Source organism: Haloferax sp. Atlit-109R (assembly GCF_003665865.1).
GTDB lineage: Archaea > Halobacteriota > Halobacteria > Halobacteriales > Haloferacaceae > Haloferax > Haloferax volcanii.
Window position 1 is genome coordinate 1,140,778 of record NZ_QPLO01000001.1, and the last position, 25,586, is coordinate 1,166,363.

Annotated in this window: 26 protein-coding genes; 16 read left to right on the forward strand and 10 right to left on the reverse strand. The window is 65.2% G+C overall.

Annotation, left to right across the window (positions count from 1 at the left end; all coding sequences use genetic code 11):
* Nucleotides 1-142 precede the first annotated feature (142 nt).
* Genes DVK03_RS06005 through DVK03_RS06025 form a run of 5 tightly spaced genes read left to right on the forward strand, consistent with a single transcriptional unit; the run spans nt 143 to nt 5,120 of the window.
* Nucleotides 143-1,456: an ABC transporter substrate-binding protein gene (locus DVK03_RS06005; RefSeq protein ID WP_115802724.1), complete on the forward strand. Its 1,314-nt coding sequence runs from the start codon at nt 143-145 to the stop codon at nt 1,454-1,456.
* Nucleotides 1,457-1,508: 52 nt separating this feature from the next.
* Nucleotides 1,509-2,462, forward strand: coding sequence for a branched-chain amino acid ABC transporter permease (locus tag DVK03_RS06010; protein WP_115802451.1), 954 nt, complete (start codon nt 1,509-1,511; stop codon nt 2,460-2,462).
* Nucleotides 2,459-3,583: a branched-chain amino acid ABC transporter permease gene (locus DVK03_RS06015; RefSeq protein ID WP_115802452.1), complete on the forward strand. Its 1,125-nt coding sequence runs from the start codon at nt 2,459-2,461 to the stop codon at nt 3,581-3,583. Before DVK03_RS06010 ends, DVK03_RS06015 begins: the two co-directional genes overlap by 4 nt.
* The gene (locus DVK03_RS06020) at nt 3,580-4,386 is read left to right on the forward strand and encodes an ABC transporter ATP-binding protein (RefSeq protein ID WP_004063755.1); all 807 of its coding nucleotides are present in this window, start codon (nt 3,580-3,582) and stop codon (nt 4,384-4,386) included. Before DVK03_RS06015 ends, DVK03_RS06020 begins: the two co-directional genes overlap by 4 nt.
* The gene (locus DVK03_RS06025; protein ID WP_004063753.1) at nt 4,383-5,120 is read left to right on the forward strand and encodes an ABC transporter ATP-binding protein; all 738 of its coding nucleotides are present in this window, start codon (nt 4,383-4,385) and stop codon (nt 5,118-5,120) included. Before DVK03_RS06020 ends, DVK03_RS06025 begins: the two co-directional genes overlap by 4 nt.
* 42 nt (nt 5,121-5,162) lie before the next feature.
* Here the strand turns inward: DVK03_RS06025 and DVK03_RS06030 are convergent, their stop codons facing one another.
* Together DVK03_RS06030 and DVK03_RS06035 are read right to left on the reverse strand one after the other, a co-directional pair.
* Entirely contained in the window at nt 5,163-5,960 is a 798-nt protein-coding gene (locus tag DVK03_RS06030; RefSeq protein WP_115802453.1) for an RIO1 family regulatory kinase/ATPase, read from the reverse strand.
* A 39-nt stretch (nt 5,961-5,999) separates the two neighbouring features.
* Nucleotides 6,000-6,437, reverse strand: coding sequence for a universal stress protein (locus DVK03_RS06035; protein WP_004043743.1), 438 nt, complete (start codon nt 6,435-6,437; stop codon nt 6,000-6,002).
* Between the two features lie 152 nt (nt 6,438-6,589).
* Here DVK03_RS06035 and DVK03_RS06040 point away from each other — a divergent pair, with 152 nt between their 5' ends.
* Nucleotides 6,590-7,732, forward strand: a complete 1,143-nt coding sequence (locus tag DVK03_RS06040) for an acyl-CoA dehydrogenase family protein (protein WP_115802454.1) — start codon at nt 6,590-6,592, stop codon at nt 7,730-7,732.
* Nucleotides 7,733-7,756: 24 nt separating this feature from the next.
* On the opposite strand, the gene DVK03_RS06045 is transcribed toward DVK03_RS06040, so the two are convergent.
* Complete coding sequence (locus DVK03_RS06045; protein ID WP_004043741.1) at nt 7,757-8,212, reverse strand: FlaD/FlaE family flagellar protein; 456 nt, start codon at nt 8,210-8,212, stop codon at nt 7,757-7,759.
* A gap of 322 nt (nt 8,213-8,534) precedes the next feature.
* Between DVK03_RS06045 and DVK03_RS06050 the strand changes: the two genes are divergently transcribed.
* Complete coding sequence (locus tag DVK03_RS06050; protein ID WP_115802455.1) at nt 8,535-10,661, forward strand: histidine kinase N-terminal 7TM domain-containing protein; 2,127 nt, start codon at nt 8,535-8,537, stop codon at nt 10,659-10,661.
* 98 nt (nt 10,662-10,759) lie between these two features.
* Here DVK03_RS06050 and DVK03_RS06055 read toward each other — a convergent pair whose 3' ends face one another.
* From DVK03_RS06055 to DVK03_RS06080, 6 genes are all read right to left on the reverse strand, one after another.
* Nucleotides 10,760-11,857, reverse strand: a complete 1,098-nt coding sequence (locus DVK03_RS06055) for a hypothetical protein (RefSeq protein WP_115802456.1) — start codon at nt 11,855-11,857, stop codon at nt 10,760-10,762.
* A gap of 102 nt (nt 11,858-11,959) precedes the next feature.
* Nucleotides 11,960-12,490, reverse strand: a complete 531-nt coding sequence (locus DVK03_RS06060) for a FlaD/FlaE family flagellar protein (RefSeq protein WP_004043738.1) — start codon at nt 12,488-12,490, stop codon at nt 11,960-11,962.
* Between the two features lie 292 nt (nt 12,491-12,782).
* Nucleotides 12,783-13,292 carry a chemotaxis protein CheD gene (locus tag DVK03_RS06065; protein ID WP_004043737.1) on the reverse strand — a complete coding sequence of 170 codons (510 nt, stop codon included), beginning with the start codon at nt 13,290-13,292 and terminating at the stop codon, nt 12,783-12,785.
* Between the two features lie 23 nt (nt 13,293-13,315).
* Nucleotides 13,316-14,503, reverse strand: a complete 1,188-nt coding sequence (locus DVK03_RS06070) for a chemotaxis protein CheC (protein WP_004043736.1) — start codon at nt 14,501-14,503, stop codon at nt 13,316-13,318.
* A complete protein-coding gene (gene cheY, locus DVK03_RS06075) occupies nt 14,500-14,868 on the reverse strand; it encodes a chemotaxis protein CheY (protein ID WP_004043735.1) in 369 nt (122 codons plus the stop codon). Before cheY ends, DVK03_RS06070 begins: the two co-directional genes overlap by 4 nt.
* A gap of 148 nt (nt 14,869-15,016) precedes the next feature.
* Nucleotides 15,017-15,679 carry a hypothetical protein gene (locus DVK03_RS06080; RefSeq protein WP_115802457.1) on the reverse strand — a complete coding sequence of 221 codons (663 nt, stop codon included), beginning with the start codon at nt 15,677-15,679 and terminating at the stop codon, nt 15,017-15,019.
* Nucleotides 15,680-15,811: 132 nt separating this feature from the next.
* Here DVK03_RS06080 and DVK03_RS06085 point away from each other — a divergent pair, with 132 nt between their 5' ends.
* The 3 genes from DVK03_RS06085 (at nt 15,812) to flgA2 (ending at nt 17,678) form a co-directional block, all read left to right on the forward strand.
* Nucleotides 15,812-16,150, forward strand: coding sequence for a helix-turn-helix domain-containing protein (locus tag DVK03_RS06085; RefSeq protein WP_004043733.1), 339 nt, complete (start codon nt 15,812-15,814; stop codon nt 16,148-16,150).
* A gap of 213 nt (nt 16,151-16,363) precedes the next feature.
* Nucleotides 16,364-17,005, forward strand: coding sequence for a flagellin A1 (gene flgA1, locus DVK03_RS06090; protein WP_004063740.1), 642 nt, complete (start codon nt 16,364-16,366; stop codon nt 17,003-17,005).
* Between the two features lie 10 nt (nt 17,006-17,015).
* Complete coding sequence (gene flgA2 / locus DVK03_RS06095) at nt 17,016-17,678, forward strand: flagellin A2 (protein ID WP_049896094.1); 663 nt, start codon at nt 17,016-17,018, stop codon at nt 17,676-17,678.
* A 319-nt stretch (nt 17,679-17,997) separates the two neighbouring features.
* On the opposite strand, the gene DVK03_RS06100 is transcribed toward flgA2, so the two are convergent.
* Nucleotides 17,998-18,738 (reverse strand): ATPase domain-containing protein, encoded by a 741-nt coding sequence (locus DVK03_RS06100; RefSeq protein WP_004063737.1) that lies wholly within the window; start codon nt 18,736-18,738, stop codon nt 17,998-18,000.
* Between the two features lie 294 nt (nt 18,739-19,032).
* On the opposite strand from DVK03_RS06100, the gene DVK03_RS06105 reads away from it, so the two are divergent.
* The 6 genes from DVK03_RS06105 to flaJ are packed head-to-tail and all read left to right on the forward strand — an operon-like array spanning nt 19,033 to nt 25,507.
* Nucleotides 19,033-20,478 carry a flagella accessory protein C gene (locus tag DVK03_RS06105; protein WP_115802458.1) on the forward strand — a complete coding sequence of 482 codons (1,446 nt, stop codon included), beginning with the start codon at nt 19,033-19,035 and terminating at the stop codon, nt 20,476-20,478.
* Nucleotides 20,462-20,899: a fla cluster protein FlaF gene (locus DVK03_RS06110; RefSeq protein WP_004043728.1), complete on the forward strand. Its 438-nt coding sequence runs from the start codon at nt 20,462-20,464 to the stop codon at nt 20,897-20,899. The genes DVK03_RS06105 and DVK03_RS06110 overlap by 17 nt, the downstream gene beginning before the upstream one ends.
* Nucleotides 20,900-21,349 carry a CARDB domain-containing protein gene (locus DVK03_RS06115; RefSeq protein WP_004043727.1) on the forward strand — a complete coding sequence of 150 codons (450 nt, stop codon included), beginning with the start codon at nt 20,900-20,902 and terminating at the stop codon, nt 21,347-21,349. It abuts the gene before it with no gap.
* Nucleotides 21,346-22,095: an ATPase domain-containing protein gene (locus tag DVK03_RS06120; RefSeq protein WP_004063732.1), complete on the forward strand. Its 750-nt coding sequence runs from the start codon at nt 21,346-21,348 to the stop codon at nt 22,093-22,095. The genes DVK03_RS06115 and DVK03_RS06120 overlap by 4 nt, the downstream gene beginning before the upstream one ends.
* Nucleotides 22,096-23,760 carry a type II/IV secretion system ATPase subunit gene (locus DVK03_RS06125; protein ID WP_004043725.1) on the forward strand — a complete coding sequence of 555 codons (1,665 nt, stop codon included), beginning with the start codon at nt 22,096-22,098 and terminating at the stop codon, nt 23,758-23,760. It abuts the gene before it with no gap.
* 4 nt (nt 23,761-23,764) lie between these two features.
* Nucleotides 23,765-25,507: an archaellar assembly protein FlaJ gene (gene flaJ / locus DVK03_RS06130; protein ID WP_006600393.1), complete on the forward strand. Its 1,743-nt coding sequence runs from the start codon at nt 23,765-23,767 to the stop codon at nt 25,505-25,507.
* Nucleotides 25,508-25,586 lie beyond the last annotated feature (79 nt).

Below are 25,586 nucleotides of genomic sequence, written 5' to 3' on the forward strand. Positions count from 1 at the left end.
CTACCAAATCATTCTGAAAAATATTCCTGAAATAATCACGGAACGCTCGTTTCGTCCGACGGGGTCCGGGGTCCCGACCATGGGCGGTCACAGGTATATTTACGATAGCTGGAGAGCATTGCTTGTTATGTCACCACACGACATGGACCGCAGAACGCTGCTGAAGCTGTCGGGGCTCTCGCTCGTCGGGGCGACCGCCGGCTGTCTCGAAGGGGAAGAAGAGACTCCCACGGCGACGACCACCGAGGAAAGCGGCGGCGGCGGTGGCGGCGGCGACGAGACCACCACGACCACCGAGGAAAGCGGCGGCGACGAATCGTCGTACACCATCGGTATGGTCGACTCGCTCACCGGGTCGCTCGCGCCGTACGGCGAGCGCAACACTCGCGGCCGCGAACTCGCGCTCGCGGCCATCAACGAGGTCGGTATCGGCTCCGAAGGGGCGTCGCTGAACATCTCCGTCGAGGACGACGAGAGTACGAACCAAGGCGGAGTCAACGGCGCACAGGTGCTCGTCAACCAAGACGGCGTCCCGCTTCTCATCGGCTCCGTGGGCTCCGGCGTCTCCATCGCCATCCACGACAGCGTCACGAGAGACGCCGGCGTCGTCCAAATCAGCCAGAACAGCACGAGTCCCGAACTCACGACGCGGCCGGAGCTGCTTCGGATGAGCCCCTCCGGTTCCGCGAAGGGACAGGCGCTCGCCAGCCTCGTCAACGACGACGGCCACGACACGGTCGCCGTCACGTGGATCAACAACGACTACGGGACGGGGCTGTCCGAGGTGTTCGCCGAGACGTTCGAGTCCGAGTTCGACGGCACCGTCGCCTACAACGAACCGCACGACCAGGGTCAGTCGTCGTACAGCGGCGTCCTCACCGAGATGGCATCGACCGACGCCTCGGCGTGGATTTTCCTCACGTACGCGAACGAGTACACGGTCATGGTCAACGAGGGCTTCGACCAGGGCTACAACACGTCCGTGGACTACTACGGCGCGGAGTCCACCGTCGCCGACTCCATCATCGAAAACACGCCCGAAGGCAGCATGGACGGGATGACGGGCATCACCGAGAGCGCCCCGCAGGACCAGGAGAACTACCAGAACTTCGTCGCCGCGTTCGAGGAGAACTACGACGGGACGCCGACGGTCTGGTCGGCGTACGCCTACGACGCCGTGACGGTCGCGGCCATCGCCATCGAGGCGGCAGACGAGTTCACCGGCGAGGCGCTCGCGTCGGTCGTCCGCGACGTGACCCGCCCCGAGGGCGAGGAGGTCTTCAACTTCGAGGAGGCCGCGGCCGTCCTCCGCGACGGCGGTTCGCCGGGCGACATCAACTATCAGGGCGTCAGCGGCCCGGTCGACCTCGACGAGAACGGCGACCCGCCGGGCTACTACCAGATTTACAGCGTCGAGGACCACGAGTACGTCTTCGGTGACTACATCACGAGCTAACTATGCACGCACGGAACGGACGGCGAACGACCCTCGGGAGGGCCCCGGAGCCGTGATACCGCTCCAAATCAGCCCCTTCCAGTACGTCGCCAACGGCGTGGTGTTTTCGAGCATCATCGTCCTCGCGGCCATCGGGCTGTCGCTCGTGTACAGCATCGCGGACTTCGCGAACTTCGCCCACGGCGACCTCATGACCGTGGGGGCGTTCTCCGCGCTGTTCTCGGTCGGCTTCTTCCGACCGATGCTGGGCGACGCGGGCGTGTTCGGCCTGCCGCTTTGGTTCTTCCTCGCGCTCGCGTTCGGCATGGGGGCGGCGGCGGTCATCGCCGTCCTCACCAACCGCGTCGTCTACCGCCCGGTGAAGGACAGCGGCTCCATCGGGCTTCTCATCTCCAGCATCGGCGTCGCACTCGTCTATCGCGCGCTCGTCTTCCTGTCGTTCGGAACCGAGCCCGAGCGCTACGGCGTGTCCCGACAGGGCCCGATTCCGTGGGTCCGCGAGACGCTCGGCATCGCGGTCACGCCGCGCAACCTCGTCGTCGTGGCGCTCACCGTCGTCCTCGTGACGGCGTTGCACCTGACGCTGACGCGGACGACGCTCGGTCGGAAGATGCGCGCGACCGCCGACAACGCGGACCTCGCGCGGGTCAGCGGGATTCGGACCGGCGAGGTCATCTTCGCCATGTGGCTCATCGGCGGCGCGCTCGCCGCGGCCGGCGGCGTCTTCCTCGGACTGGAGGAACTCGTCCGCCCGCGGATGGGCTTCGACATCCTGCTTATCGTCTTCGCCGCGGTCATCCTCGGCGGCATCGGCTCCGTCTACGGCGCGATGCTCGGCGGCCTCGTCATCGGGATGGTCCACGAACTGGTTCCGCTGTTCAACCTGTGGGCCAAGCAGTGGGGTGTCCCCATGGTCGGCTCGCGGTACGCCGCGGCCGTCGCGTTCGTCATCATGGTCGCCATTCTACTCGTTCGCCCGAGCGGAATCGCGGGTGAAAGCGGATGAGCGCCGTCTCCTCGTGGGTGAGCGAGACGCTCGTCCGCGACGCGACCGAGCGGCGCATCTTCGCGGTGCTCGGACTCATCACCGTGTTGCTCGTCGTCGGCGTCCTCACCGGCGTCGTCGGACTGCGCTTCCTCCTGTTCCAAATCGCGCTCGTCGGGATGTACGCCCTGCTGTCGCTCGGACTCAACGTCCAGTGGGGCTACGCCGGACTCATCAACTTCTCCGTCGCCGCCTTCTGGGGAATCGGCGCGTACTGCGCCGCGCTGTTGACCGCGCCGAACTCCCCGCTCGGACTCGGACTCCACCCGGTGTTCGGGTTCCTCGGGGCAATCGTCGTGAGCGCGCTCATCGCGGTGCTCATCGGCATCCCGACGCTCCGCCTGCGCGAGGACTACCTCGCCATCGCCAGTCTCGGACTCGCCGAGGTCATCCGCACCATCATCCTCAACGAAGACCAGTGGACCGCCGGGTCGAGAGGTATCAGCGGCATCCCGAACCTCCTGTCGTGGCTCCCGCTGACCGACTCCGCGACGACGGCCGCCGTCGTGGTCGTCCTCATCGCCGTCGTCTACCTGTTCCTCCGGCGCGTCCACCGGTCGCCGTGGGGGCGCGTCCTCCGGACCATCCGGTCCGACGAGGACCTCGCGAAGGCGCTCGGGAAGAACACCTACCGGTTCAAGATGCAGGCGTTCGTCCTCGGCTCGGTCATCATGGCCGTCGCCGGGGCGTTCTACGCCCACCTGAACCTCTACATCGACCCCTCCGACCTCGTTCCCCTGACGACGTTCTACATCTGGATCGCCGTCATCCTCGGCGGGACCGGGTCGAACCGCGGGGCGGTCGTCGGCGCGGCCGTCGTCATCGCCATCCGCGAGGGGACCCGCTTCCTCAACGACATCGGGTTCATCCAGACGCTCGGAGTCGACTTGGCCCCGCTCCGACTGCTGTTCGTCGGCGGGCTCATCATCCTCATCATGCGGTTCCGGCAGGACGGGCTCCTGCCGCCGAAGGACGAACTCATCTGGCCGGCGGCGCGCGACGGAAGCGGTGCCGGCGGCGCGTCTCCCTCCGGTGCCGCCTCCGACGGCGGGACCGCCTCGAACGGGGGTGACGACCGATGAACGACGACGCGTACGAGGGCGCGCGCCTCGACAAGGACGACGTCGTCCTGAAGACGACCGGCTTGGAGAAGGCGTTCGGCGGCCTCGTCGCCACCGACGACGTCTCCATCGAGGTCGAACGCGGGACCATCACCGGGATGATTGGACCGAACGGCGCGGGCAAGTCCACGCTGTTCAACCTCATCTCCGGCTTCTACGAGAACGACGCCGGCCACGTCACCGTCAACGGCGAGGACGTGACCGACCTCGAACCGCACGAGCGCGCCCGAAAGGGACTCGTTCGGACCTTCCAGACGCCCCGGCGGCTGGAGGGGATGTCCGTCCGCGAAGCGATGCTCGTCGGTCCCGGCCCGCAGAAAGGCGAGTCAATCTTCTCGCTTTTCTTCTCCGGCTCCGACGTGACAGAAGAGGAGCGGGCGAACATCGAACAGACGCGCGAGCTGCTCGAACGGTTCGAAATCGGGCATCTCATCGACCAGCCGTCGACCGACCTCTCCGGCGGGCAGATGAAGCTCGTCGAACTCGCGCGGGCGTTCACGACGAACCCCGACATCCTGCTTTTGGACGAGCCGGTCGCCGGCGTCAATCCGACGCTCGCGAACGACATCAAACGGTTCATCCGCGAACTCAACGAGGAGGGACAGACCTTCCTCATCATCGAACACGACATGCCGTTTATCATGGACCTCGCAGACCCCATCATCGTTCTCGACCAAGGGAAGGTGCTCATGGAGGGCTCGCCGGACGAAGTCCGCTCCGACGACCGCGTCATCGAGGCGTACCTCGGGGGGGCCGGCCCGTGACCGAGCGCGCCCTCGACGTCAGCGGCGTCGACAGCGGCTACGGCGAGGTGCAGGTGCTCCGCGACCTGACGCTCCACCTCGAATCGGACGAAATCGTCTGCATCATCGGACCGAACGGCGCGGGGAAGTCGACCGTCCTCAAGACGGTGTTCGGCCTCCTCAAGCCGTGGACCGGCTCGGTCGAACTGAGTGGGCGAGATATCACCGGCGAGGAGCCGGAGGACCTCGTCCGCGTCGGGATGGGCTACGTCCCGCAGGTGGACAACGTCTTTTCCTCGCTCACCATCGACGAGAACCTCAGGATGGGCGGGGTCGCCCGCTCGGAGGGCTTGCAGGCGCGAATCGACGAACTGTACGACCAGTTCTCGATTCTCGACGAGAAGCGCTCTGCGAAGGCCCGGACGCTCTCGGGCGGCCAGCGGCAGGTGCTCGCGTTCGCCCGCGCGCTCGTGATGGAGCCCGAAGTGCTCCTCATCGACGAGCCGTCGGCGGGCCTCGCGCCCAACATCGTCCAGTCGGTGTTCGAGGACGTGAAGAAGGTGAACGAACTCGGGACGGCGGTCCTGATGGTCGAGCAGAACGCCCGCGAGGGGCTCGGCATCTCCGACCGCGGCTACGTCCTCGACCAGGGGACAGTCGCCTACGAGGGCGACGCCGACGGCCTCCTCGACGACCCCGAAGTCTCGCGGCTCTACATGGGCGGCGCGGACTACGAGGGCGTCGAGGGCGAGTAACGCGCGACTCGCCCCGCGTTCGCGGCTTTTTCCGACCGCGTGCTACGCCGCGTGCTTTTCGATTTCGCCTTTGAGCGACGCGGCGTCGAAGTCGTGGTCGGGCCGGATGTTGACGAAGTCGAGGAAGTCGACGGCGTCCAACAGCGCGTCCGCGTCGTAGGAGTCGAGCGCCGCGGTGACGGCCTTCTTGGGACCGACGAGCGGTTCGAGTGCGGCCAGCCCGCAGGCGAGGTCGTACGCGCGGGCGTCGCGCATCCCCTCGTCGTTGACGTTCGTCGCGTCGATGAAGTAGATGCCGTCCTCGCGGACGAGGACGTTCTCGGCTCTGAGGTCGCCGTGAGCGAGGTGGTTGTCGTGCATCGCCGCGAGCGCCGCGAACAGTTCGGGGGCGAGCCGTTCGACCTCCGCTCGCGGGGCGGTGTCGAGGGTGTGGAAGTTCGGCAGGTATTCGAGGACGAGCACGCCGAGACCGTCCACCTCGAACGCCTCGACCGGCGCGGGCGCTTGCAGGCCGATGTCGCGGAGTCGCTTCGTCGCTTCGAGTTCGTGTTCGGCCATCTCCAGCGGCGTCCCGAAATGCCCGAAAAAGCCCTCCGTCCCGCTGGAGAACGCGCCGAGGTTTCGCCCGGTGGTGAAGACGGCGTGGACGAGCGAGTTCTGTTTGGAGATGACCTTCACGAACCACTCGTCGTCGACGACCATCGGGGTCGAAAGCCAGTTGTCCGCCTCGAGAAATCGGATGTGGAGGGTGTCGCGGTCGTATCGCCGGGCGAGTTCGCGGGCGACCGTCTCCAGACGCGGCCACCCGAGGCGGCCGCGGACGAGCCGACGGAGGTCCATGCACCCCCGTAAGACGAGGGGCGGCTTAACCTCGTGGGCCTACGACGATTCCTGTCGGACCGTCAACACGGGCGCGTCGGAGCCGCGGACGACGCGCTCGGCGACGCTCCCGATGAGGTAGCGGTCGATGCCGCTGCGGCCGTGAGTTCCCATCACGACGAGGTCCACCTCCCGTTCGTCGGCGTGGCGGATAATCTCGCTCGCGGGCGTGCCCTCCGTGACGACGGTCTCGACCTCGACGCCGGCCTCGCGGGCCGCCTGAGCGACGCGGTCTAGCACCTGCTCGCCGCTTTCGAGGAGCGCCTCGCGGACCCGTTCGAGCGAGAGCGCGGGCGCGGCGTAGCCGACCTCGCGCACGTCCGCGACGTAGAGCGCCACGAGCGTCGCGTCGTAGGTGCGGGCGTGTTCGATGGCGTGGTCCAACGCGGCGTCCGCGCAGTCGCTGCCGTCGGTCGGAAAGAGGATGTGGGAGTACATACGAGAACGTCGGGCCGCGGCGCAAAAAGACCCGGATGCCTATTCCCACGCGATGGGAGTACCCGACGTGGGCTGCCGCCTTCGCCGGCCGCGACGCATATCTTTCATGGTCGTTCGATTAGTTTATGTCCGGCACGGCGATAGTTGGTCGCATGGACTTCGACATCCCGGCCGAACACCGGATGATTCGGGACACCGTCCGCGAGTTCTGCGAGGAAGAAATCGCGCCCATCGCGCAGGACATCGAGGACGAACACCGGTTCCCCGCGGAGATATTCGACCAGTTGGCCGAGTTGGACGTGATGGGCGTCCCCATCGACGAGGCGTACGGCGGCCTCGGCGGCGACCAGTTGATGTACGCGCTCGTCGTGGAGGAACTCGGTCGCGTCTCGGGCGGCATCGGCCTGTCGTACGCCGCCCACGTCAGCCTCGCGTCGAAGCCTATCGAACTGTTCGGCACCGACGAGCAGAAGGAACGCTGGCTTACGCCGCTGGCGACCGGCGAGCACCTCGGCGGCTGGGCGCTCACCGAGCCCGGGTCCGGGAGCGACGCCAGCGACATGGACACGGTCGCAGAGCGGGACGACGACGGCTACGTCATCGACGGCACGAAGCAGTTCATCACGAACGCGAACGTCGCCGGCTCGGTCCTCGTGAAGGCCGTCACGGACCCCGGCGCGGGCTACGACGGCATCTCGACGTTCATCGTCGACCCCGAGAACGACGACGGCTTCGAGGTAACGACCGAGTGGGACAAGATGGGGCTCAACTCCTCGCCGACCTGCGAGCTCTCCTTCGACGACTGTTGGGTGCCCGAAGACCGCCTCCTCGGCGAGGAGGGCGACGGCTGGAAGCAGACGATGAAGACGCTCGACGGCGGCCGCATCTCCATCGCGGCGCTCTCGGTCGGGCTGGCCGAGGGCGCGTACGGCCACGCCAAATCGTACGCCCAAGAGCGCGAGCAGTTCGACCGGCCGATTTCGAAGTTCGACGCCGTCCGCGACAAACTCGTCTCGATGCACCGCAAGACCGAGCGCGCGCGACTCCTCACCCACAAGGCCGCGACGCGGTACGACGCCGGAAAGCGGGTCAGCCGAGAGTCCGCGCTGGCGAAACTCGACGCCTCGGAGGCCGCCCGCGAGGTCGCAGAAGACGCGGTGCAGGTGCTCGGCGGCTACGGCTACACGACCGATTTCGCCCCTCAGCGGTTCTACCGCGACGCGAAGCTCATGGAAATCGGCGAGGGGACGAGCGAGATTCAACACCTCATCATCGGCCGCGAACTCGGCCTCTGAGCGGCCGTCGAAGCCGGCGGTGACTCACTCCGACTCGGCCATCGCCGACAGCCGAGCGACGTAGGAGAAACTGCGGACGTGGTCCTCTTCTGTCGGCGCGTCCTCGAAGTCGGCGGGGACGGTAAAGGAGACGACGCGCTCGCGAATCGTGTCGTGCGGCTCGTCGCCTATCCAGCCGATATCGCGGTAGTACGACGCCATCTCCAGCGCGCCGCGACCGCCGAGTCGCTCGACGAGGTGGACACACCAGTCGAGCAGCACGCGCTCGGCCCGCGGCGTCCGCGGAATCTCGTCGAGGAACGGCTCGCCGTCCGAGGTGACAGCCGCGGTCGTCGCGAGGAGGCGCTCGTGAGCCACGTCGCTCCACGCCCGGTTCGTCGGTGCGTCGACCCAGTCGAACGACCGAGCGCCGGAGTTCCGTCTGAGTCCGGGCCCGGTCGGGCCGTCGGCGTCAGTCGGGTGACGTGACTCGCGCGGCATCTATCCCTGCGTGTGCGTCCATCCGAATTAAGCGTTCGGGCGAACGTCCGACATATGACAGCCACACGAACGTTCAATCCGAGAGAGTGGGTGAACGGTTGAGTTGATAACACCGAACGAGACTACGAGTCGAAAGCTGGTTTGACGGGCGTGTCACTCGGCGTGGCGTGATTTCTCTCTTCGTTCCGTTTGCTATCAACTTTGATATGTGGGGCGAATCGCTTAAGTTCCGTACCAGCTACACGTTTGATATCGCTCCGATGTGACACTCATCGGAAAGAACAGTTCCGAGAGAGTCACAGATGCGAGCCACGACCCACATATGACCAGCGTCGGGCAGTACCCACACGCGTACGCGCTGTTCGCCGCGGGCATCCTTGCGGGGGTCGTCACACTCGTTGTTCTCGGCCGGTTCCGACGCTACTCGCGGCGCGTCCGCCTCCCGTTTGCGCTGTTGACGCTCTCCGGGAGCATCTGGGCCACGGCGTACGGGTTCCTCTTCCTCCCGATGACGCCCAGCGCAGAACTGTTCTACGCGCAGTTGGCGTGGGCCGGCGCGGCCGTCATCCCGACGGTCTGGCTCGTCTTTGCGCTCGTCTACGCCGGCGAAGACCAGCTCCTCTCCACGCAGATGCTCGGCTTTCTGGCCGTCGAGCCCGCCGTCGCTATCGCCCTCAAGTTGACGAACGCCTCCCACGGGCTGCTCGGGTCGTCGCTCGGCCCCTGGCGGGCCATGCAGCCGGACCGGTTCGGCGCCCCCGGTGCGGACTTCCTCGGCCCGCTCGGCCCGGACCTCGTCCTCGTCGCACACGTCGTTTACGGGTTCGGCGTCGCGGTCACCGGGGTGAGCGTCATCGCGAGAACGTACCTCAAAAGCTCGAACATCCACCGGCGACAGGCCGGGTTTCTCTTCGTCGCCGGGGTGATTCCGCTCGCCGCGCTCGGCGGCGAGTTCTTCTTCCCGTTCCGCATCAATCCGGTCCCCGTCTCTATCGGCGTTAGCTCGGTCGTCGTGCTCTGGGCGCTCTTCAGACACCAACTGTTCGATATCACGCCCATCGCCCGCGACGCGATTCTCTCGGAGATGCGCGACGCCGTCGTCGTCCTCGACGAACAGGACCGAATCGTCGAATCGAACGGGGCCGCCTCGGAACTGTTAGCGCGGCCGGTCTCCGAGTGCGTCGGCGAGCCCGTCCTCGAAAGCGTTCGCGTGCCGTCCGAGGTTCAGGCGGTGTTAGCGGGTCGAGACAGGGCGCAAGCGGTCGTCGAAGACGACGGGACCAACCGCTATTTCGAGGTCCGTTCCGAACCGCTCGGCGACCAGACACGCGACCGGACGCGCTTGCTCGTCTTCTACGACGTGACGGAACGCCGCCGCACCGAAGAGGAGTTCCGCGCGCTCATCGAGAACTCGCGGGACGTCATCACCGTCCTCAACGAGGACGGCGAACGGACCTACACGAGTCCCTCGATGACCGAGGTGCTCGGCTATCAGACCGACGCGCTCGTCGGTGAACCGGTGCTCGACCTCGTCCACCCCGATGACAGAGACCGGGTCGCTGACTGCTTCGACGAGGTGGTCTCCGGCGACCCGCCCGTGCGCGCCGAGTTCAGAGTCCGCCACAAAAACGGTACGTGGCGGCGGTTCGAGACGGTTGGCGTCAACCTCCTCGATGACCCCGCCGTCGGCGGCGTCGTGTTGAACTCGCGGGACGTGACGAGTCGCCATCGCTACGAACAGCGCCTCCGAGTGTTGAATCGCGTCCTCCGGCACGACCTCAGAAACGACATGAACGTCATCCTCGGCCACGCCGACCTCCTCCTCGACGAACGCATCCCCGCCGAGTCGAAGGACCACGCCCGGACGATAAAGCGGAAGGCGTCGTCGCTCGTCGAACTCGGCGAGCAGACCCGGCACATCGACACGACGCTCACCCGCGGGCCGTCCGGACTCGAACCCGTCGAGGTGGTCGAGCGCATCGAGGCGCAGTTAGACGACATCGAGTCCGACTACCCCGAGGCAATCGTCCACCGGAACCTCCCCGACGAGATGTGGGTCACCGCGGACGACCTCATCGAATCGGCACTCAAACACCTCATCGACAACGCGCTCGAACACAACGACCGCGTCATCCCGGAGGTCGGCGTCACCGTCGAGCGGAGCGCGACCTCGAACGACTACGTCGAGATTCGAATCGCCGACAACGGGCCGGGCGTCCCCGACGCCGAACTCTCCGTCCTCGAATCGGGGACCGAGACGCCGCTCCAGCACATCAGCGGACTCGGCCTCTGGCTGGTCCAGTGGATAATCGACCGCTCGAACGGTCGGCTCCGGTTCACGGAGAACGAGCCGCGGGGGTCCGTCGCCATCGTCGGCCTCCGGAGCGCCGACCGAGCAGCCTCCGCCAGCGACGGCGGCACGATAACGGGCGAGTCGGAGACGGACTGAGAGACGGGCTGAGCCGCGCAGTAATCGAGTCGCATGATCGACGTGTCAAAGCCGAAACAGAGAACGAGACAACGAGCGGACCCGAGAGCCGAGCGTGTTCAGGTCGCGTTTCGGTCCCGGAGCCGCACCGCGAGCCTGTGTGCGCCCGCGGCCGCGGCGGTCGTCGGGTCGTCGGGGACGACCACGTCTACGGGACGGTCGAGCTCCGCGGCGAGGCGTGATTCGAGTTCTGCGACCAAGCCGGGGATGCACGCCATCCCGCCGGTGACGACCAGCGGGCGTGCGCGAGCGAGCTGATAGGTCTTCATGTGCGAACTCGCCAGCCGCGAGAAGAAGTCGCTGAGCTCTGCGACCGCGTCGTCGAGGTAGTCGTCCAGCGGCTCCATCACGCCCCGTTCGACGGTGAACTCGTGGACGCCGTCGCCGCCGTCTCCGTCCCCGCGTTCGACCGCGTCGGTGAAGGGTTCGAACCCGCCGAAGTCGGCGTGGGTTTCCTTGTACTCGCGGGCGGTGTCGGGGTCGATGGTCGCGCGCCCGTCGGTCTCGGCTTCGACCGCCTCGGCGATGCGCCGGTCGACGCGGTCGCCGGACACCTCTGCGGAGACGAACGGGAGCAACCGCGTTCCGTGTCGGTACGCGCACGCTTCGAGGTTCGTCGCGCCGAGGTCGAGAGCGACGAACACCTCGTCGACCGCCTCGATTCCGTCGCCGAGCGCCGGAATCGACGCGCACAGCGATTCCGGGAGCCCTCGCGTGAGCGTCCCCCCGAGGCCGCACTCACCGACTGCGGTGCCGAAGTTCGCGAGGCCGACCCTGTCGTCGACGGTCGGCATCGCGTAGACGACGGCGCTTTCGGCCGGGAGGTCGTGTCGCTCGCAGAGTTCGCGGACGAACCGCTCGAACAACTCGGCGTCGCGGGCGGTCGCGGGCACGCCCGAGCGAAGCATGAACTCCGCTCGGTCACCGGACCGCCGGACCGCCCCCTCGTCGTCGCTGACGCGTTCGTCGCCGGGGAGCGCGTCTTCGCCGTCGACCAGACACGAAGGGACCTGAACGGTCGTCGCCGCGTCGCCGTCGTCGAAGACGAGCGTCGTTCGGGCGCTCCCGAACTTGACGCCGACGGCGGTCGGAGCGTCGCGCTCGCCGGACTCGGGCGTCGCGTCAGTGCCGTTGGCCGTGGCTGCGTCGTTCGTCATACGGTATCAACTCGATTCGGACTCGGCGGGGTGGTTCGCGCAGTCATGGGATACACTCGGTTGTCGGAAGGAGAGACCGTGTTCGAGACCCGGGGGTCGGCGTCACACCATCGAGGAGAGGCGGGCGACGTAGACCAGGCTCAGCAGGTGGTCGTCGACGTCGAGGTCGGTCGGTTCGTCGACGTCGGCGGAGAAGCCGAGGAGATAGTCCCGGAGCGTCTCCTCGACGTCCGGCGTGACCCAGCCGACCGTCTGGTAGTACCGGAGGGCGTCCATCGCCCGCTTGAACCCGCTTTTGAGGACGAGGAACTCCAGCCAGTCGAAGACGACGCGCTCCGCGCCGTACTTGTCCGGCAGCGAGCGGAGATACGGCTTTTCGACGCCGTCTTCCTCGCCGCGGGACTGGTGGACGAGCAGGTGTTCGAGTTGGCTCGACCGGAGCGCCTCGGACGCCTCCTGTCGGCTCCGGTCGAAAAGCGGGTTATCGAACCGGAACGGTCCGCGGTCGTCGAACCGGCCGTCGTCGAATCGGCCGTCGTCGAATCTACCGTCGCCGTTCCGTCTGGCTCGTGGTGCGTCACGCGCGATACGTCGAAGTTCGTCTGGGTCGTATTCGTCCGGGTCCAGGTACATGGGTCACCTCGTTCAGGACGGCACGAATCCCCTGAGTCCCCCGACTCGGGGCGGCGGAGCGCGCAGCGCGCTGTCCGCGATGTCACACGCGATATCGTACCGTGTCGGTGAAAGCATTCGAAGGAGGCGACATAAATCTATTCGAGACATTATCACTCGTGATATCTCGATGTGCAGGCGCTCGAGCTCGGTCGTCGTCATTCGACAGTCGGTGTCGTCGGTCACCAAACGATGAGTGTGGGTTCGTGCCGACACCGTCGCACCGAGACCGAGGGACAAAGAGCCGAGCCGCTCAGAGAACGTGGGTGCCGCTCTTCGCGCTTCGCACGCGGAGGTCGCCGGTCTCGCTGTCGAGTTCCAGCGAACGGCCGTGGGAGCCGCCGACGTCCTCGGCGACGACGTCGATGCCGAACCCGTCGAGCGTCGTTCGCGTCGCGGCGACGTTTCGGTCGCCGATACTGCCGTCGCCGTCGGCCGAGGTGAAGTCGAACATCGTGCTTCCCCCGGCGATTTTGGCGACGATTCGGTCGGTGTCCGCGCCGACTGCCTGCATCTCTGCGATCAGGAGTTCGACGCCGGTGTCGACGAACTTCGCCGGCTCGCTGCCGTCGTCCGCCTCCGGAAGCATCGCGTGTGCGAGACCGGAGACACCCGTTTCGGGGTCGTACAACGCGACGCCGATACAGGAGCCGAGGCCGCTCGTCGTCAGCGTGCTCTCGTCGCTGGAGACGGCGAAGTCGGCGATTCCGACCTTGATTCGGCCGGAGCGGGCCGCGGGCGTGTCCGTGGTGTAAACTTGCATTGCTAAGATTCTCTACGGAGGGGTCACGCGGCGGGCGAGAGTTGCTTGAGCGCCTTGCGCAGTTCCGTCTCGTCGGGGAGCGCGTAGATATCGCAGGTGAACTCGTCGTCGTCCGTTCGAATAGTCGAGTCGATGAGGAACGCGTACTCTTGGGACTGCGCGAGGTCGGTCGCGAGCGGGTCGATGATGGCCGACCCGATGTCGTGGACGTGCTTCGGCGGCGAGATGTCGATGGTCGTTTCGAGCGCGTTGGCCCAGCCGTCGAGGAAGCCGGAGGTCGTGATGTTCCCGATTTCCTGAATCGCGCTCTGGCGCATCGCCTCGTCGCCCTCCATGCCCGGCAGGAGGCTGCTGGCGATGTTCTCGGCCGACGGCTCGTCGAAGAGGATGGCGATGTAGCCGCTCGGCGTCCCGCTGAACTCCAAGACGACGCCGCGTCGAACCGCGTCGGTCAGCGACATCGGCACGCCCTCGATGGGGACGAAGCTCAGCCGACTCACCTCGACGGTCGTGTCGATGCCCGTCATCGCGGTGATGTCCTCGGACGCCTGGGTCGCGCCGTCGTTTATCATCTCGGAGAAGGCGGCGAACGACTCGACCGGGAGCGCGCCGTCGTCGCCGCTCGCCTCGACGATGGTCCCGATGGACGAGGCGGTCGGCACCATGTACAGGTCGAACTCGATGGCGTTGTCCGCGGCCTCCAACTGGTTGCGGAAGACGAGGACGTGCTCGTCGTCGCCGCCGTTTTCGAACCCCTCGGCGTCGACGCGGTCGAGCGGGCCGTCGTTCTCGTCGTCGACGTAGGTCGGTGTCGTGATGTCGACGGTGGTGTCGAGGTAGTCGGCCCAGCCGTCGATGAAACCGCCGAGCATGATGTTCGCGACCTCTTTGAGGCTACTCTCAGCGAGTTCGCCGTCGGCGTCGGTGGCGTCGATGCCCGGCATCAACGCGTCGACCAACCGCTCTGCGGACTCGGGCGAGAACGCCAACACGGTGTGGCCGTCTAAGCCGCCCGAAAAGCCGATGTGGACGCTCACGAGGTCGCGCTCGGCGAACTCGTTTTCCACGTCCGACTTCGTCCCGAGTTCGACCTTGGTGACGTTGACGTACGTGTCGATGCCCGCGAGCGTGGTCAGCGAACCGGCGGCTTTCTCCGCGCCCGAGTGGGCGAGCCGACTGAACGTGCGGAGCGACCGGACGTCGAGATTCATGCCTCTGCCTGAATCACGTCGGCGATAGCCTGGAGCACGTTCGGCTTCTGGAACGGCTTCGTGATGTAGCCGTCCGCCCCCGCCTCGACCGCTTCGCGCATCTTTTCTTCCTGTCCGACCGACGTGCACATGATAACCGATGCGCCGGCGTCGAGCGACTTGATCTCGGACGTCGCTTCGATGCCGTTTCGAATCGGCATCACGACGTCCATCGTGACGACATCGGGTTCGAGTTCGCGGTAGAGTTCCACCGCTTCGACCCCGTTTTCGGCCTCGCCGACGACTTCGTGTTCACCCTCGAGGAGCTGTTTGAGGAGATTCCGCATGAACGCAGAGTCGTCCACGACCAGTACCTTGCTTGCCATACCTCCAGATTTCCGAAAATCACACCATAAACCCTTCCTCCCCATTATCAAGGCTGATATGGTATGTCGAGGACGAACCACCCGCGTCGCGTCGTGCAGACCGCAGCAATCGGGTTCCAACGCCCACCCGAGCCGCGTCACCGACGCATCAGCGTCGGCGCGGCGGGAACGACGCGCCGGTGTCTTCGACGGCGTCGAGGAGGTCTCCGATGCTGTCGTCTCGGTCGAGTCCGTTGGCGGTCGCGAGCGCCTCGACGGCACGAACGGGATAGGTAACCCGCACCTCCGAGGCTAAAAGCAGGATGCCGAGCACCTCGTCGCGCGGGGTGTCGGCGTTGCCGACGGCGTCGGCGTACCACGAGAGAAAGGAGTTGACGACTTCGGTCACGTCGTCGGAGACGGTCTCGTGGCGAGCGACGTTGCCGTCGACGAGCGCGGTGGTGACGAGCGCGTGGTCCGCGCGGACCGCTCCGACGCGCTCTGCGAGCAGGCGTCGAGCGAGCACGGCCCGTTTTTTCGGGTCTTTCGGGAGGACGAGTTCGGGAGCCGCGGCGTCCTCGCCGCGCTCGTCGTGCTCGTCGCCCTCGCCGGAGGTCTCCGTATCGGACCCTGTGCTCTCACCCGAATCGGAGGGCTGGCTCTCGTCGTCTGCCGCGTCGGCGGCCGGCGGCTTGGCCTCCCCGGTCGAGATGACGTACCGGCCCGTGTCGAGCGCCGCGACGTGCTCGTCGCGGCTGATATCGAGTTCGTCCGTCCCGACGACCCCCTGTTCTCGCTGGTGAGTGGGGGGACGTTCGTCCTCGTCGTCCATCGGCGAATGCTCGGTGCCGTGGCATATAATCCCATCGTCACCGTCCGTGGCGGACTCACTACTATGACTGAGAACGTGGCAGATAGCCAACCAACACATTGACAAGCCGCGCGTCCTGATAAATCTCCATCTATGGAGTCTGACAGGACCCTCTCCGCACTGGGAAACGAATACAACCCTGACATCCTCCGTGCCGCGGACGAACCCCACTCGGCACAGGAGTTCAGCGAGATGTTGGATATCCCCATCGCGACCTGTTATCGCCGGATCGAGGAGTTGACGGCGGCGGGCCTCCTCGAACTGCACGACCGGGTTCTCTCCGACGAGCACCGACGAACGAACGTCTACCGCCGTGAAGTCGACGAAATCGTCGTTCGGTTCGAGGGCGACGACTACACGGTCAGCGTGACCGAACGCCCGGAGGTGAAGAACAAACTCGACGACGTGTGGCGGAAGATTACGCAGGACTGAACCGCTCCGACTCCGGACTCTTTTCTTACGTTTTCTGAGACGAGTGCTCGCTGATCGCCCGCGTGAGCGTGCGGAGAATTTTACGTATTGACGCACCGACCCTTCGATATCAGTTTTGATAGTGAGGGCCGTAGCGTTATGTAGGACCTCTCCAAGTTGACGAGTGACGGTTCCCCGCTCCCCACCGAGTGTGGGACCAAACCCACGAAATCTATGTTCGAAAACATCAACGAAGACCGGGGTCAGGTCGGTATCGGGACCCTCATCGTCTTCATCGCGATGGTTCTGGTCGCCGCAATCGCGGCGGGCGTCCTCGTGAACACGGCTGGCTTCCTGCAAGCCACCGCCGAGGACGCCGGACAGCAATCTGTGAACAAGGTCACCAACCGCGTCGACGTCGTCAACGCCCACGGCTTGGTTAACAAGACCGGCGAGGAACGCACCGTCGACCAGATTTTCCTGACGGTCCGCCTCGCGGCCGGTTCGGGGAGTGTCTCTCTCGAAGATACGACGGTCAAGTACCTGAGTGAGACGACCGCGCGAACCCTCACCTACAACGACACCGTCACCGGCTCCGACACGGCAGACCCGGCTAACCTGACGACTGGGAACAACTTCACCGCGGGCGTCCTCGAAGACGGGGACGACTCGTTCGAGGTTCTCAACGAGCAGTCCGACCGCGCGGAGATCGTCATCAACACCTCCACGGTCGAGGGTGCCAACACCACCGGGACGGCCACGGGTCAGACCGTCAAGCTCGACATCACCAGCCGCAACGGTGGCACGACGCAGGTCATCCTGACGATGCCCCAGCAGCTCGCCGGCAAGGACAACAACGACCCCATTGCGCTCTGAGGAGATTCAAATGTTCAACAACATCACTGACGACGACCGCGGTCAGGTCGGTATCGGTACGCTCATCGTCTTCATCGCGATGGTTCTGGTCGCCGCAATCGCGGCGGGCGTCCTCGTGAACACGGCCGGCTTCCTGCAGGCGACTGCCGAAGACGCCGGAGAGCAGTCCGTGAACAAGGTCACCAACCGCGTCGAAGTTCTCAACACGCACGGCACGGTCGGCGGCGAAGAGGACATCGACAACATCACGCTCACCGTTCGTCTCGCCGCCGGTTCCGACGCGGTGGACATGAACGAGACCTCGATTAAGTACCTCAGCGGCGACAGCGTCGTCACCCTGACCAACCAGACGGTGACGTCCGGAGCGAACTCCGCGACGAACGACTCCGCGGAAGGCGTCGCAGACAGCGACGAGTTCGGCCTCTCCGAAGTCACCGACGACGACGGCTCGTTCGGCGTCCTCAACAGCATGAACGACCGCTACGAGGTCACCATCGACACGGCCGCAATCGAAACCAGCGACGGTGACGACACTAACCTCACCGGCGGTCTCTCGACGGGCGAGCAGGTCACTCTCGAAATCACCTCTCGCACGGGCGGGACGACGCAGGTCATCCTGACGATGCCCCAGCAGCTCGCCGGCAAGACGCAGGGCGAACCCGTCGAACTGTAACCCGGCACCGAAACTTTCCTTTCATTTTATCGACGCCGACTGCCGAGCGGCAGCGCTGTCGTTTGTTCGGAGTGCACGGCCCACAGCGCGACTCGACCGAGTGACGCTGTCGGTCGCGCCGCTCACGTGACGGGCAACGCCGCAGCCGAGTCGCGACGGTGAGCCGAGACGAACTGCGAGGAGACAGTAGCTGGTGAGACGAACACGAACAAATCGACGAGTCGGGCGCGTTCTCGTGTGCGAGCGAGTCGAAAGAGCCGACGGCGAAAACAGAAAGAGCGCAGCGAGACCGGGGCCACCGGCCTTCAGGACCGACCCGTTACTCGGTCTCTTCGCCGAACCACGGCGGCGACTCCCCGACCATGGAGAACCCGGCCGCCTGCTCGTATATCTTGATACCCCCCTGTGCGATTTCCAGCGGGAACATGGAGTTCTTGATGCTCTGCTTGCGCATTTTCGCGACCCAGATGTAGCGGTTGCTCGTCGCGCCCGCGGGACTCTGGATGAGGTAGATGTTCCCGTCGGTCAGGAAGTTCTCGAGGCCGATGTCGGTCTCGGGGAAGATGGCCGACTGCTCGGTCGTCAGAAGCGAGGTGAGACCGCTGTCTTTCAGGATGTCGATGAACTTCAACAGATACTGGCGCTGTTCTTTCTCGTCGTCGAAAAACAGCTGGAACATCGTCAGCGAGTCGAGGACGAGCCGGTCGTAGTTGGTGTCCTGGAGGTCGCCGAGGATGCGGTCGAGCGTCGTCGAGAAGTCGCCGTCGCGGAGGAGCGTCCGCTTGTCGTAGACCTTGATCTCGCCGGACTCGACGTACTCGTGCCAGCGGTCGAAGCCGATGGACTCGGCCGCCTCGCGGATGTCGTCTTCCGTCTCTTCGAAGGTGAGATACAGGCCACCCTCATCGAACTGGTCGACGCCGTTGTAGAGATACTGGAGGCCGAGGATACTCTTCCCTGTCCCCGGGTTGCCGCTGATGAGCACCGCGGCGTTCTTGACGATACCGCCGTTCAGGATGGAATCGAGTCCTTCGACACCGGTCTTGACTAGTTCTGTCATGGTTGTGTTGAAACGGGTGTTGGCTGTCGGAGGAATGTCCGTGCCGACGCCGGATAATTCTTCTTACCGCCGCTACGCCGTCGTCTGACTTTTATTACACGTTCGTCGCACAGAAATTCATAACCGCGAAAATATCGGGACTGATAACGGGACGGGAACTTTCTTGTACCGACTTACGTACCTTGCACCAATGTTACCTGCTCCCCCGAGTGCGTCGGACCTCCCCGGCCGGTTCGCCGCTCGGCCGGGTGACAGGCCGTCGCTCGAACGAATCGCCCCGCAGGCGGTGCGGAGGTGCTCGCCGCGAGCATGATGGAGTGGCAGAACGACGAAGACACGGCCGACACCGGGGACGAAACGGACACGGAAGAACAACATATGTCATCAGACGATGGACTTGGATTCGAGGAGGGAATCGACGACCTCTCCGACGAGTTTGGTGACTTCGGCGACGACCTCGACGACGGATTCGACGACGACGAATTCGGCGGATTCGGTGACGACAACAGCGAGGAACTCGCAGAGCTCGAAGATCGCGTCGGCGAACTCGAGAACGAAGTAAGCGCCATCTCGTCGGGGATGAACACCGTCCGCGAAGAGAACAAACAGATCGGAGAGACCGTCGAAGAGCTCGACGACACGATTCGCAAACTGCTCGACATCTACGAGATGGTCACCCGCGGCATCAACCCGTTCGTCGACGACGCCCGCGAGATGGGCGGCCTCGACGGCGGCGGCGCGTTCGGCCTCTTCGAGGCGGAAGCCGAGGACGAAGAGCATCTCGACCCCGAGGTGGCGAACGCCGACGCCGAGTCGTTCTTCGACGACGACTTCGGCGAACTCGACGCCGAGGAGGGCGCGAAAGAAGCGGAGCTCGCCGCGGAGGACGAACTCGCGGAAGCGGAGCGCGAGAGCCCCGCGGACGTGCTCGACGACGAGGACGGAGAAGCCGACGAAGCCGACGAGACCGACGACGCGGGCGGTGCGGGCGGCGCGAGCTTCGACGACCTCAAAGAACAGTACGAGGAGGGCGACGGCTGGGACGACGAGGACGACGCGGCGGCGGACGACGCCGAAACGGACCTCGACGACGCGGCGGTCGACCTCGAAGACGAGGACGACGACGCGCTCGACGACGCCGACCCGCTCGACTCCGAGACGGCGGACGACGCGGAGGAAGACGACGAACCGGGCGACGAGGTGTCCGACGAATCCGAGACCAACCCGGCCCCCGAGATTGAGGACGGCGAGCAGGACGCCGACGGCGACGTCCGCAAGACGCTCGACGAACTGGAGGCCGAGTACGCCACTGCGGCGGGAACCAAGGACGAACTGTCGGACGACGACGAGGACGGCGCGGTCGCGGAACCCGAGTCGTCCGCGTCGGTCGAGGAGTCCGACGCCTACCTGGCGACGCTCCCGTCGAACTACGTCTCCGAGGTGCTCGTCCTCGAGTGGGCCGAACACCTCGTCACGGTCGGCGGCGCGCTCGGCGCGTCGCGTGCGCTCCGCCAGTATCGGGAGCAGGACTGGATATCGCGCGCCGTCGAGAGCGAGCTGAACGCCCACGTCGGACAGATAGCGCCGTCGGTCGAAGACGCCGACGACCACGAACTCCGCATCGACGACCACCAGACGAGCCTCGCGTACGTCTGCCGGCTTGCGGAGGACGTTCCGCGGGGACAGCTGTACGAGGAGTTGGTCGCCTACGGGGGGAGATTCGATGGGATTCGGTGTTAGCGGCTCGACCGCCATCATCTTCCTCGGCGTCCTCATCGCCACGGGAACGCTGTACACGGCGACATCCAACGCGTCGGAGAACGTACTCGAAGCGCAGGACGCCGACGCGGAGCGGGCGCTCGAACGGACGAACACGGACATCGCCGTCACGAACGCGACCTACGACACGAACAACACGAGCCTCACGGTGAACCTGACGAACGTCGGTTCGGAGACGCTCTCGGTGAGCGAGACCACGTTGCTCGTCGACAACGCCTACGTCGACGTGCCGTCGGCCAACGCGAGCGTCGACGGCGACGCCGGAACCGACCTCTGGTACGCCGGCGAGAACCTCTCGTTCGTCGTGGACGCCGACCCAACCCCCGAACGGGTGAAAGTCGTTACCGGAAGCGGCGTCGCAGCCACGGAGGCGGTGAGCTAGATGGCCGACATCTCCGTTCCGAGCCTCATCCTATTCATCGCCAGCATCGTCGTCGCCGCCGGCGTCTCGGGCGTCCTCATCGACACCGTGACCGGTATCAGCAGTTCGCTCGACGAGCGCGGCGGCGACGTGAGCACAGAGATCAGAACAGACATCGAAGTCATAAGCGACCCGCAGGCGGGCGTCTACGACGGCGGGAGCGACAACCTCTCGATATACGTCAAGAACACCGGCCTCAGGACGCTCCCGGCGGCCAGCGGCGGCTTCGATATCATCGTCGGCGGACAGTATCAGACCAACGTCACGGTGAACGTCGTCGACGGCACCGAGTGGCGGCCGAGCAACGTCATCGAACTCACGGTGACGGACATCGCGCTGAGTTCGGGCGACTACCGGATGACAATCGTCGTCGACGGTGACGAAGAGGTGTTCGAATTCCGCGTACCATGAGCAGTCAATTCTCTCTCGGGCTATCCGGGCACGACCGTCTCGAAAAGGAACTCGGCGGCGGCATCCCCAAGGGTGCCATCGTCCTCATCGAAGGGGACTACGGCGCCGGCAAAAGCGTGCTGTCGCAGCGATTCAGCTACGGCCTCTGCGACGAGGAAACGGTGGTGACGCTCGTCTCGACCGAGCTGGGCGTCCGCGGCTTCCTCGACCAGATGCACTCGCTTTCGTACGACATCGTCAAGCATCTGCTCGACGAGCAGATTCTGTTCCTTCAGGCCGAAATCGACAGCAGCGGCGCGCTCTCCGGCGGGAGCAGCCAAGAGGAGCGCAAACAGCTCCTCCGGCGGCTGATGGACGCCGAGACGCTCTGGGACGCCGATGTCATCATCATCGACACGTTCGACGCCATCCTGCGCAACGACCCGCAGTTCGAGGCGCTGGTCCGGCAGAACGACGAGCGGCAGGCCGCCCTCGAAATCATCTCGTTTTTCCGCGAGCTGACGACGAAGGGCAAGACCATCATCATCACCGTCGACCCGTCGTCGGTCGACGAGGGCTCTATCGGCCCGTTCCGCTCTATCGCCGACGTCTACTTCGAACTGGAGATGGTGGAGGTCGGCAACGACGTTCGCCGGAACATCTTCGTGAAGCGCTTCGCGGGGATGGGCCAGCAGGTCGGAGACCGCGTCGGCTTCTCGGTCCGGTCGGGTATCGGGCTCGTCATCGAGTCGAGGAGCGTGGCGTAGATGGCGACCGAACACGGCTCCGCCAGGCTGTCGGACGACCTCAAGCGCCTCGCGATGCAGTGGCCGCACCTGCGGGACCACCTCAAGCGGTTCCGGCAGATTACCGGCGAGTTCCCGATGCTCGTCGACGAGCCGGGCGACTACGAGTCCCGGCGTCCGAACATCATCTACCCGCTGGGCGGCCCCGTGTTCTGCCAGATATACGGCAACTTCGGCGAGACGACGAAGTACTACACCATCGAACCCGAGATGGACGACGACGAACTCGAGGTGTTCGGCCGGGTCAAGGACAAACTGCTCGAACGCAGCGTCTCGAAGCCGGCACCCGAAGAAAGCGCCGACTACGAGGAGCGCATCGAGGAGTTGCTCTCCGAAATCGTCCACATCGAGGGCGACGACCGCGGGCCGCTCGGCTCCGTGGCCAAGCGACTCGACGTGGCCGGCATCGAAGTCTCGCAGACGACGTACGACAAGATACAGTACCGGCTCGTCCGCGACATCGTCGGCCTCGGGCCGCTCGAACCCATCATGCGCGACCCGGAGAACGAGGACATTCACGTCATCGGTCCCGCCCAGGTCGACGTCGACCATGGCACGTTCGGCCTCCTGGAGACGAGCGTCGAGTTCGACAGCACGGAGCAGTTCGACAACTGGCTCCGCAACATGGGCGAACGCATCGGTGACCCCGTCTCCGACGCCCACCCCATCGTGGACTCCACGCTCCCCGACGGCTCGCGTATCAACATCATCTACTCCGACGACGTGTCGCTGAAGGGGTCGTCGCTCACCATCCGTCAGGGCGACGACGTGCCGCTTTCGATCTTCCAGATTACGAAGTGGGGAACGCTCTCGCCGGAGTTGGCCGCGTACCTCTGGATCGCGCTGGAGAACGAACGAACCATCTTCGTGGTCGGGGAGACGGCGTCGGGCAAGACCACGACGCTCAACGCCATCCTCTCGTTCATCCCGCAGGACTCGAAGATTTACACGGCGGAGGACACCGCCGAGGTGCTCCCGCCGCACGACACGTGGCAGCAACTGCTCACCCGCGAGGGCCGCGGCTCCGACTCCGAAGTCGACATGTTCGACCTCGTCGCGGCCGCGCTCCGCTCTCGCCCCGACTACATCATCGTCGGGGAGGTCCGTGGCGAGGAGGGGCGCATGGCGTTCCAGGCGGCCCAGACCGGCCACCCGGTGATGCTGACGTTCCACGCGTCCGACATCGTCTCGATGATTCAGCGTTTCACCGGCGACCCCATCAACGTCCCCGAGACGTTCATGGACAACTGCGACATCGCGCTGTTCCAGAACCGCGTCCGCCGGGGCAACGACATCCTCCGCCGGGTGACGAGCGTCCAAGAAATCGAGGGCTACTCGAAGGAGATGGGCGGCGTCGTCACCCGCGAGGCGTTCTACTGGGACCCCGTCCAAGACGAGATCGTCTTCCAGGGGATGAACAACTCCTTCATCATGGAACAGAAGGTGGCGACGCTCCTCGGCTACGACGACACGCGGAAAATCTACGACGACATCCAGTTCCGCGCCGAACTCGTCCGCCGGGCGATTCAGGAGAACGTCCTCGGCTACCACGAGGTGAACGAGCTCATCGAGGACTACCAGCGCGACGGCGTCGAAGGACTGCCGTTCGACATGGCGAGGGTGTAACGAGATGGCAGGGGAACAGAGCACGTCGATGCAGGCGGTGCAGGTCCGGGACTTCATCAGCGACATCATCGAGTCGTACGAGCAGATGCCGATGGAGCTGCCGCGGTACCTGCTCGCGGTGCTCGGCCCTGCCATCGTGTTTTTCTTCCTCTCTGTGGCCGGTGCCATCGCGCTTCCCCTTCCCCTCCTCGTCCGCATCCCCGTGTTCCTCCTCGGCGTGTTGCTCTTGGGCGGGGCCGTTCTCTACCCGCGGCTCCTCGTCGAACAGACGCGCCGCAGCTTGGAGAACCAACTGCACCTGCTTATCACGCACATGACCGTGCTCTCGACGACGAACATCGACCGCGTCGCCGTGTTCCGAACGCTCGCGCGCGAAGAGGAGTACGGCGAGTTGGCGACCGAGATGAACCGCATCGTCCAGCTCGTCGACGCGTGGAACCAGTCGCTCGACGACGCCTGTCAGCGCCGGGCGCGGGAGGTCCCGTCGAAGCCGCTCGCTGACTTCCTCGACCGGCTCGCGTACTCCATCAACGCGGGGCAGAGCATCGACGACTTCCTCCTCGGCGAGCAGAACGCGATGATTCAGAAGTACATCACCGTCTACGAGAGCGCCCTCGGGAATCTGGAGGTCATGAAGGACCTCTACCTCTCGATGATTCTGTCGATGACGTTCGCCATCATCAACGCCATCGTGCTCCCCATCCTGACGGGGACCGACGCGACGATGACCATCGGCGCGGTCATCGTGCTGTTCGTCTTCGTGCAGTTGGGCTTTTACTTCGTCATCCGGACGATGTCGCCGCACGACCCGCTGTGGTACCACCAGCGGGAGTACCGGACGAAGGCGAACCGGCAGATAGACATCACGCTGTACGGCGCGGTCGGCCTCTCTATCACGATGGTGCTCGTGCTCGCGTTGGGCACGTTCAATCTGACTCCCGTCGGCGCGACGGTTCGGCCCATCATGATTGAGCTCCCGATTCCGCTTCTCATCTCGACCCCGCTGACGCCGCTCGCGGTCCCCGGTATCGTCGCGCGCCGCCACGAGAAACGCATCGGCGAGCGCGACGAGGAGTACCCCGGCTTCATCCGCGCGCTCGGGGCCTCGGAGACGGCGAAACAGAGCACGACGACGGCCGTCCTGAAGACGCTCAAGACGAAGGACTTCGGCGTCCTCTCGCGTGAAATCGCCCGGCTGTACACGCGGCTTCGGATGCGACTCGACCCCGACCGCTCGTGGTTCTTCTTCACCGCGGAGACGAACTCCTACCTCGTCCAGAAGTTCTCCGAGATGTACAACGTCGGCCGGTCGATGGGTGGCAAGCCGAAGCTTCTCGGCGAACTCATCAGCCGCAACATGAACGAGATTATCAAGCTCCGTCGCCAGCGGAAGCAGTCGACCGTCACGCTCATCGGCGTCCTCTACGGCATCACGGCCTCCGCGTCGTTCGCCTTCTTCATCGGGCTGGAAGTCGTCGAGATTCTCGCGTCGTTTTCGACGGAGATGAACCTCGACAGCCTCCAGTTCGGGACGCTCATCTACGCCGGCGTCTACGACGTGCCCTTTATCGAGTACATGCTGACGCTCATCATCCTGTTCAACGCCCTCCTGTCGTCGCTCATGATTCGGATGGTCGACGGGGGGCACAAGGCGAACGCGTACCTCCACTTCGTGATGCTCGTCTGGGTTGGCTCCCTGATGGCGGTCGCGACCTCGTCGCTCGCAGGAGCGCTGATTAGTGTATGACTGACGACGGACCACAGAGACAGACCCGAGATACGATGCCAGACACAGGTGGCGAACAGACCGCACAGGAGGCCCGTTC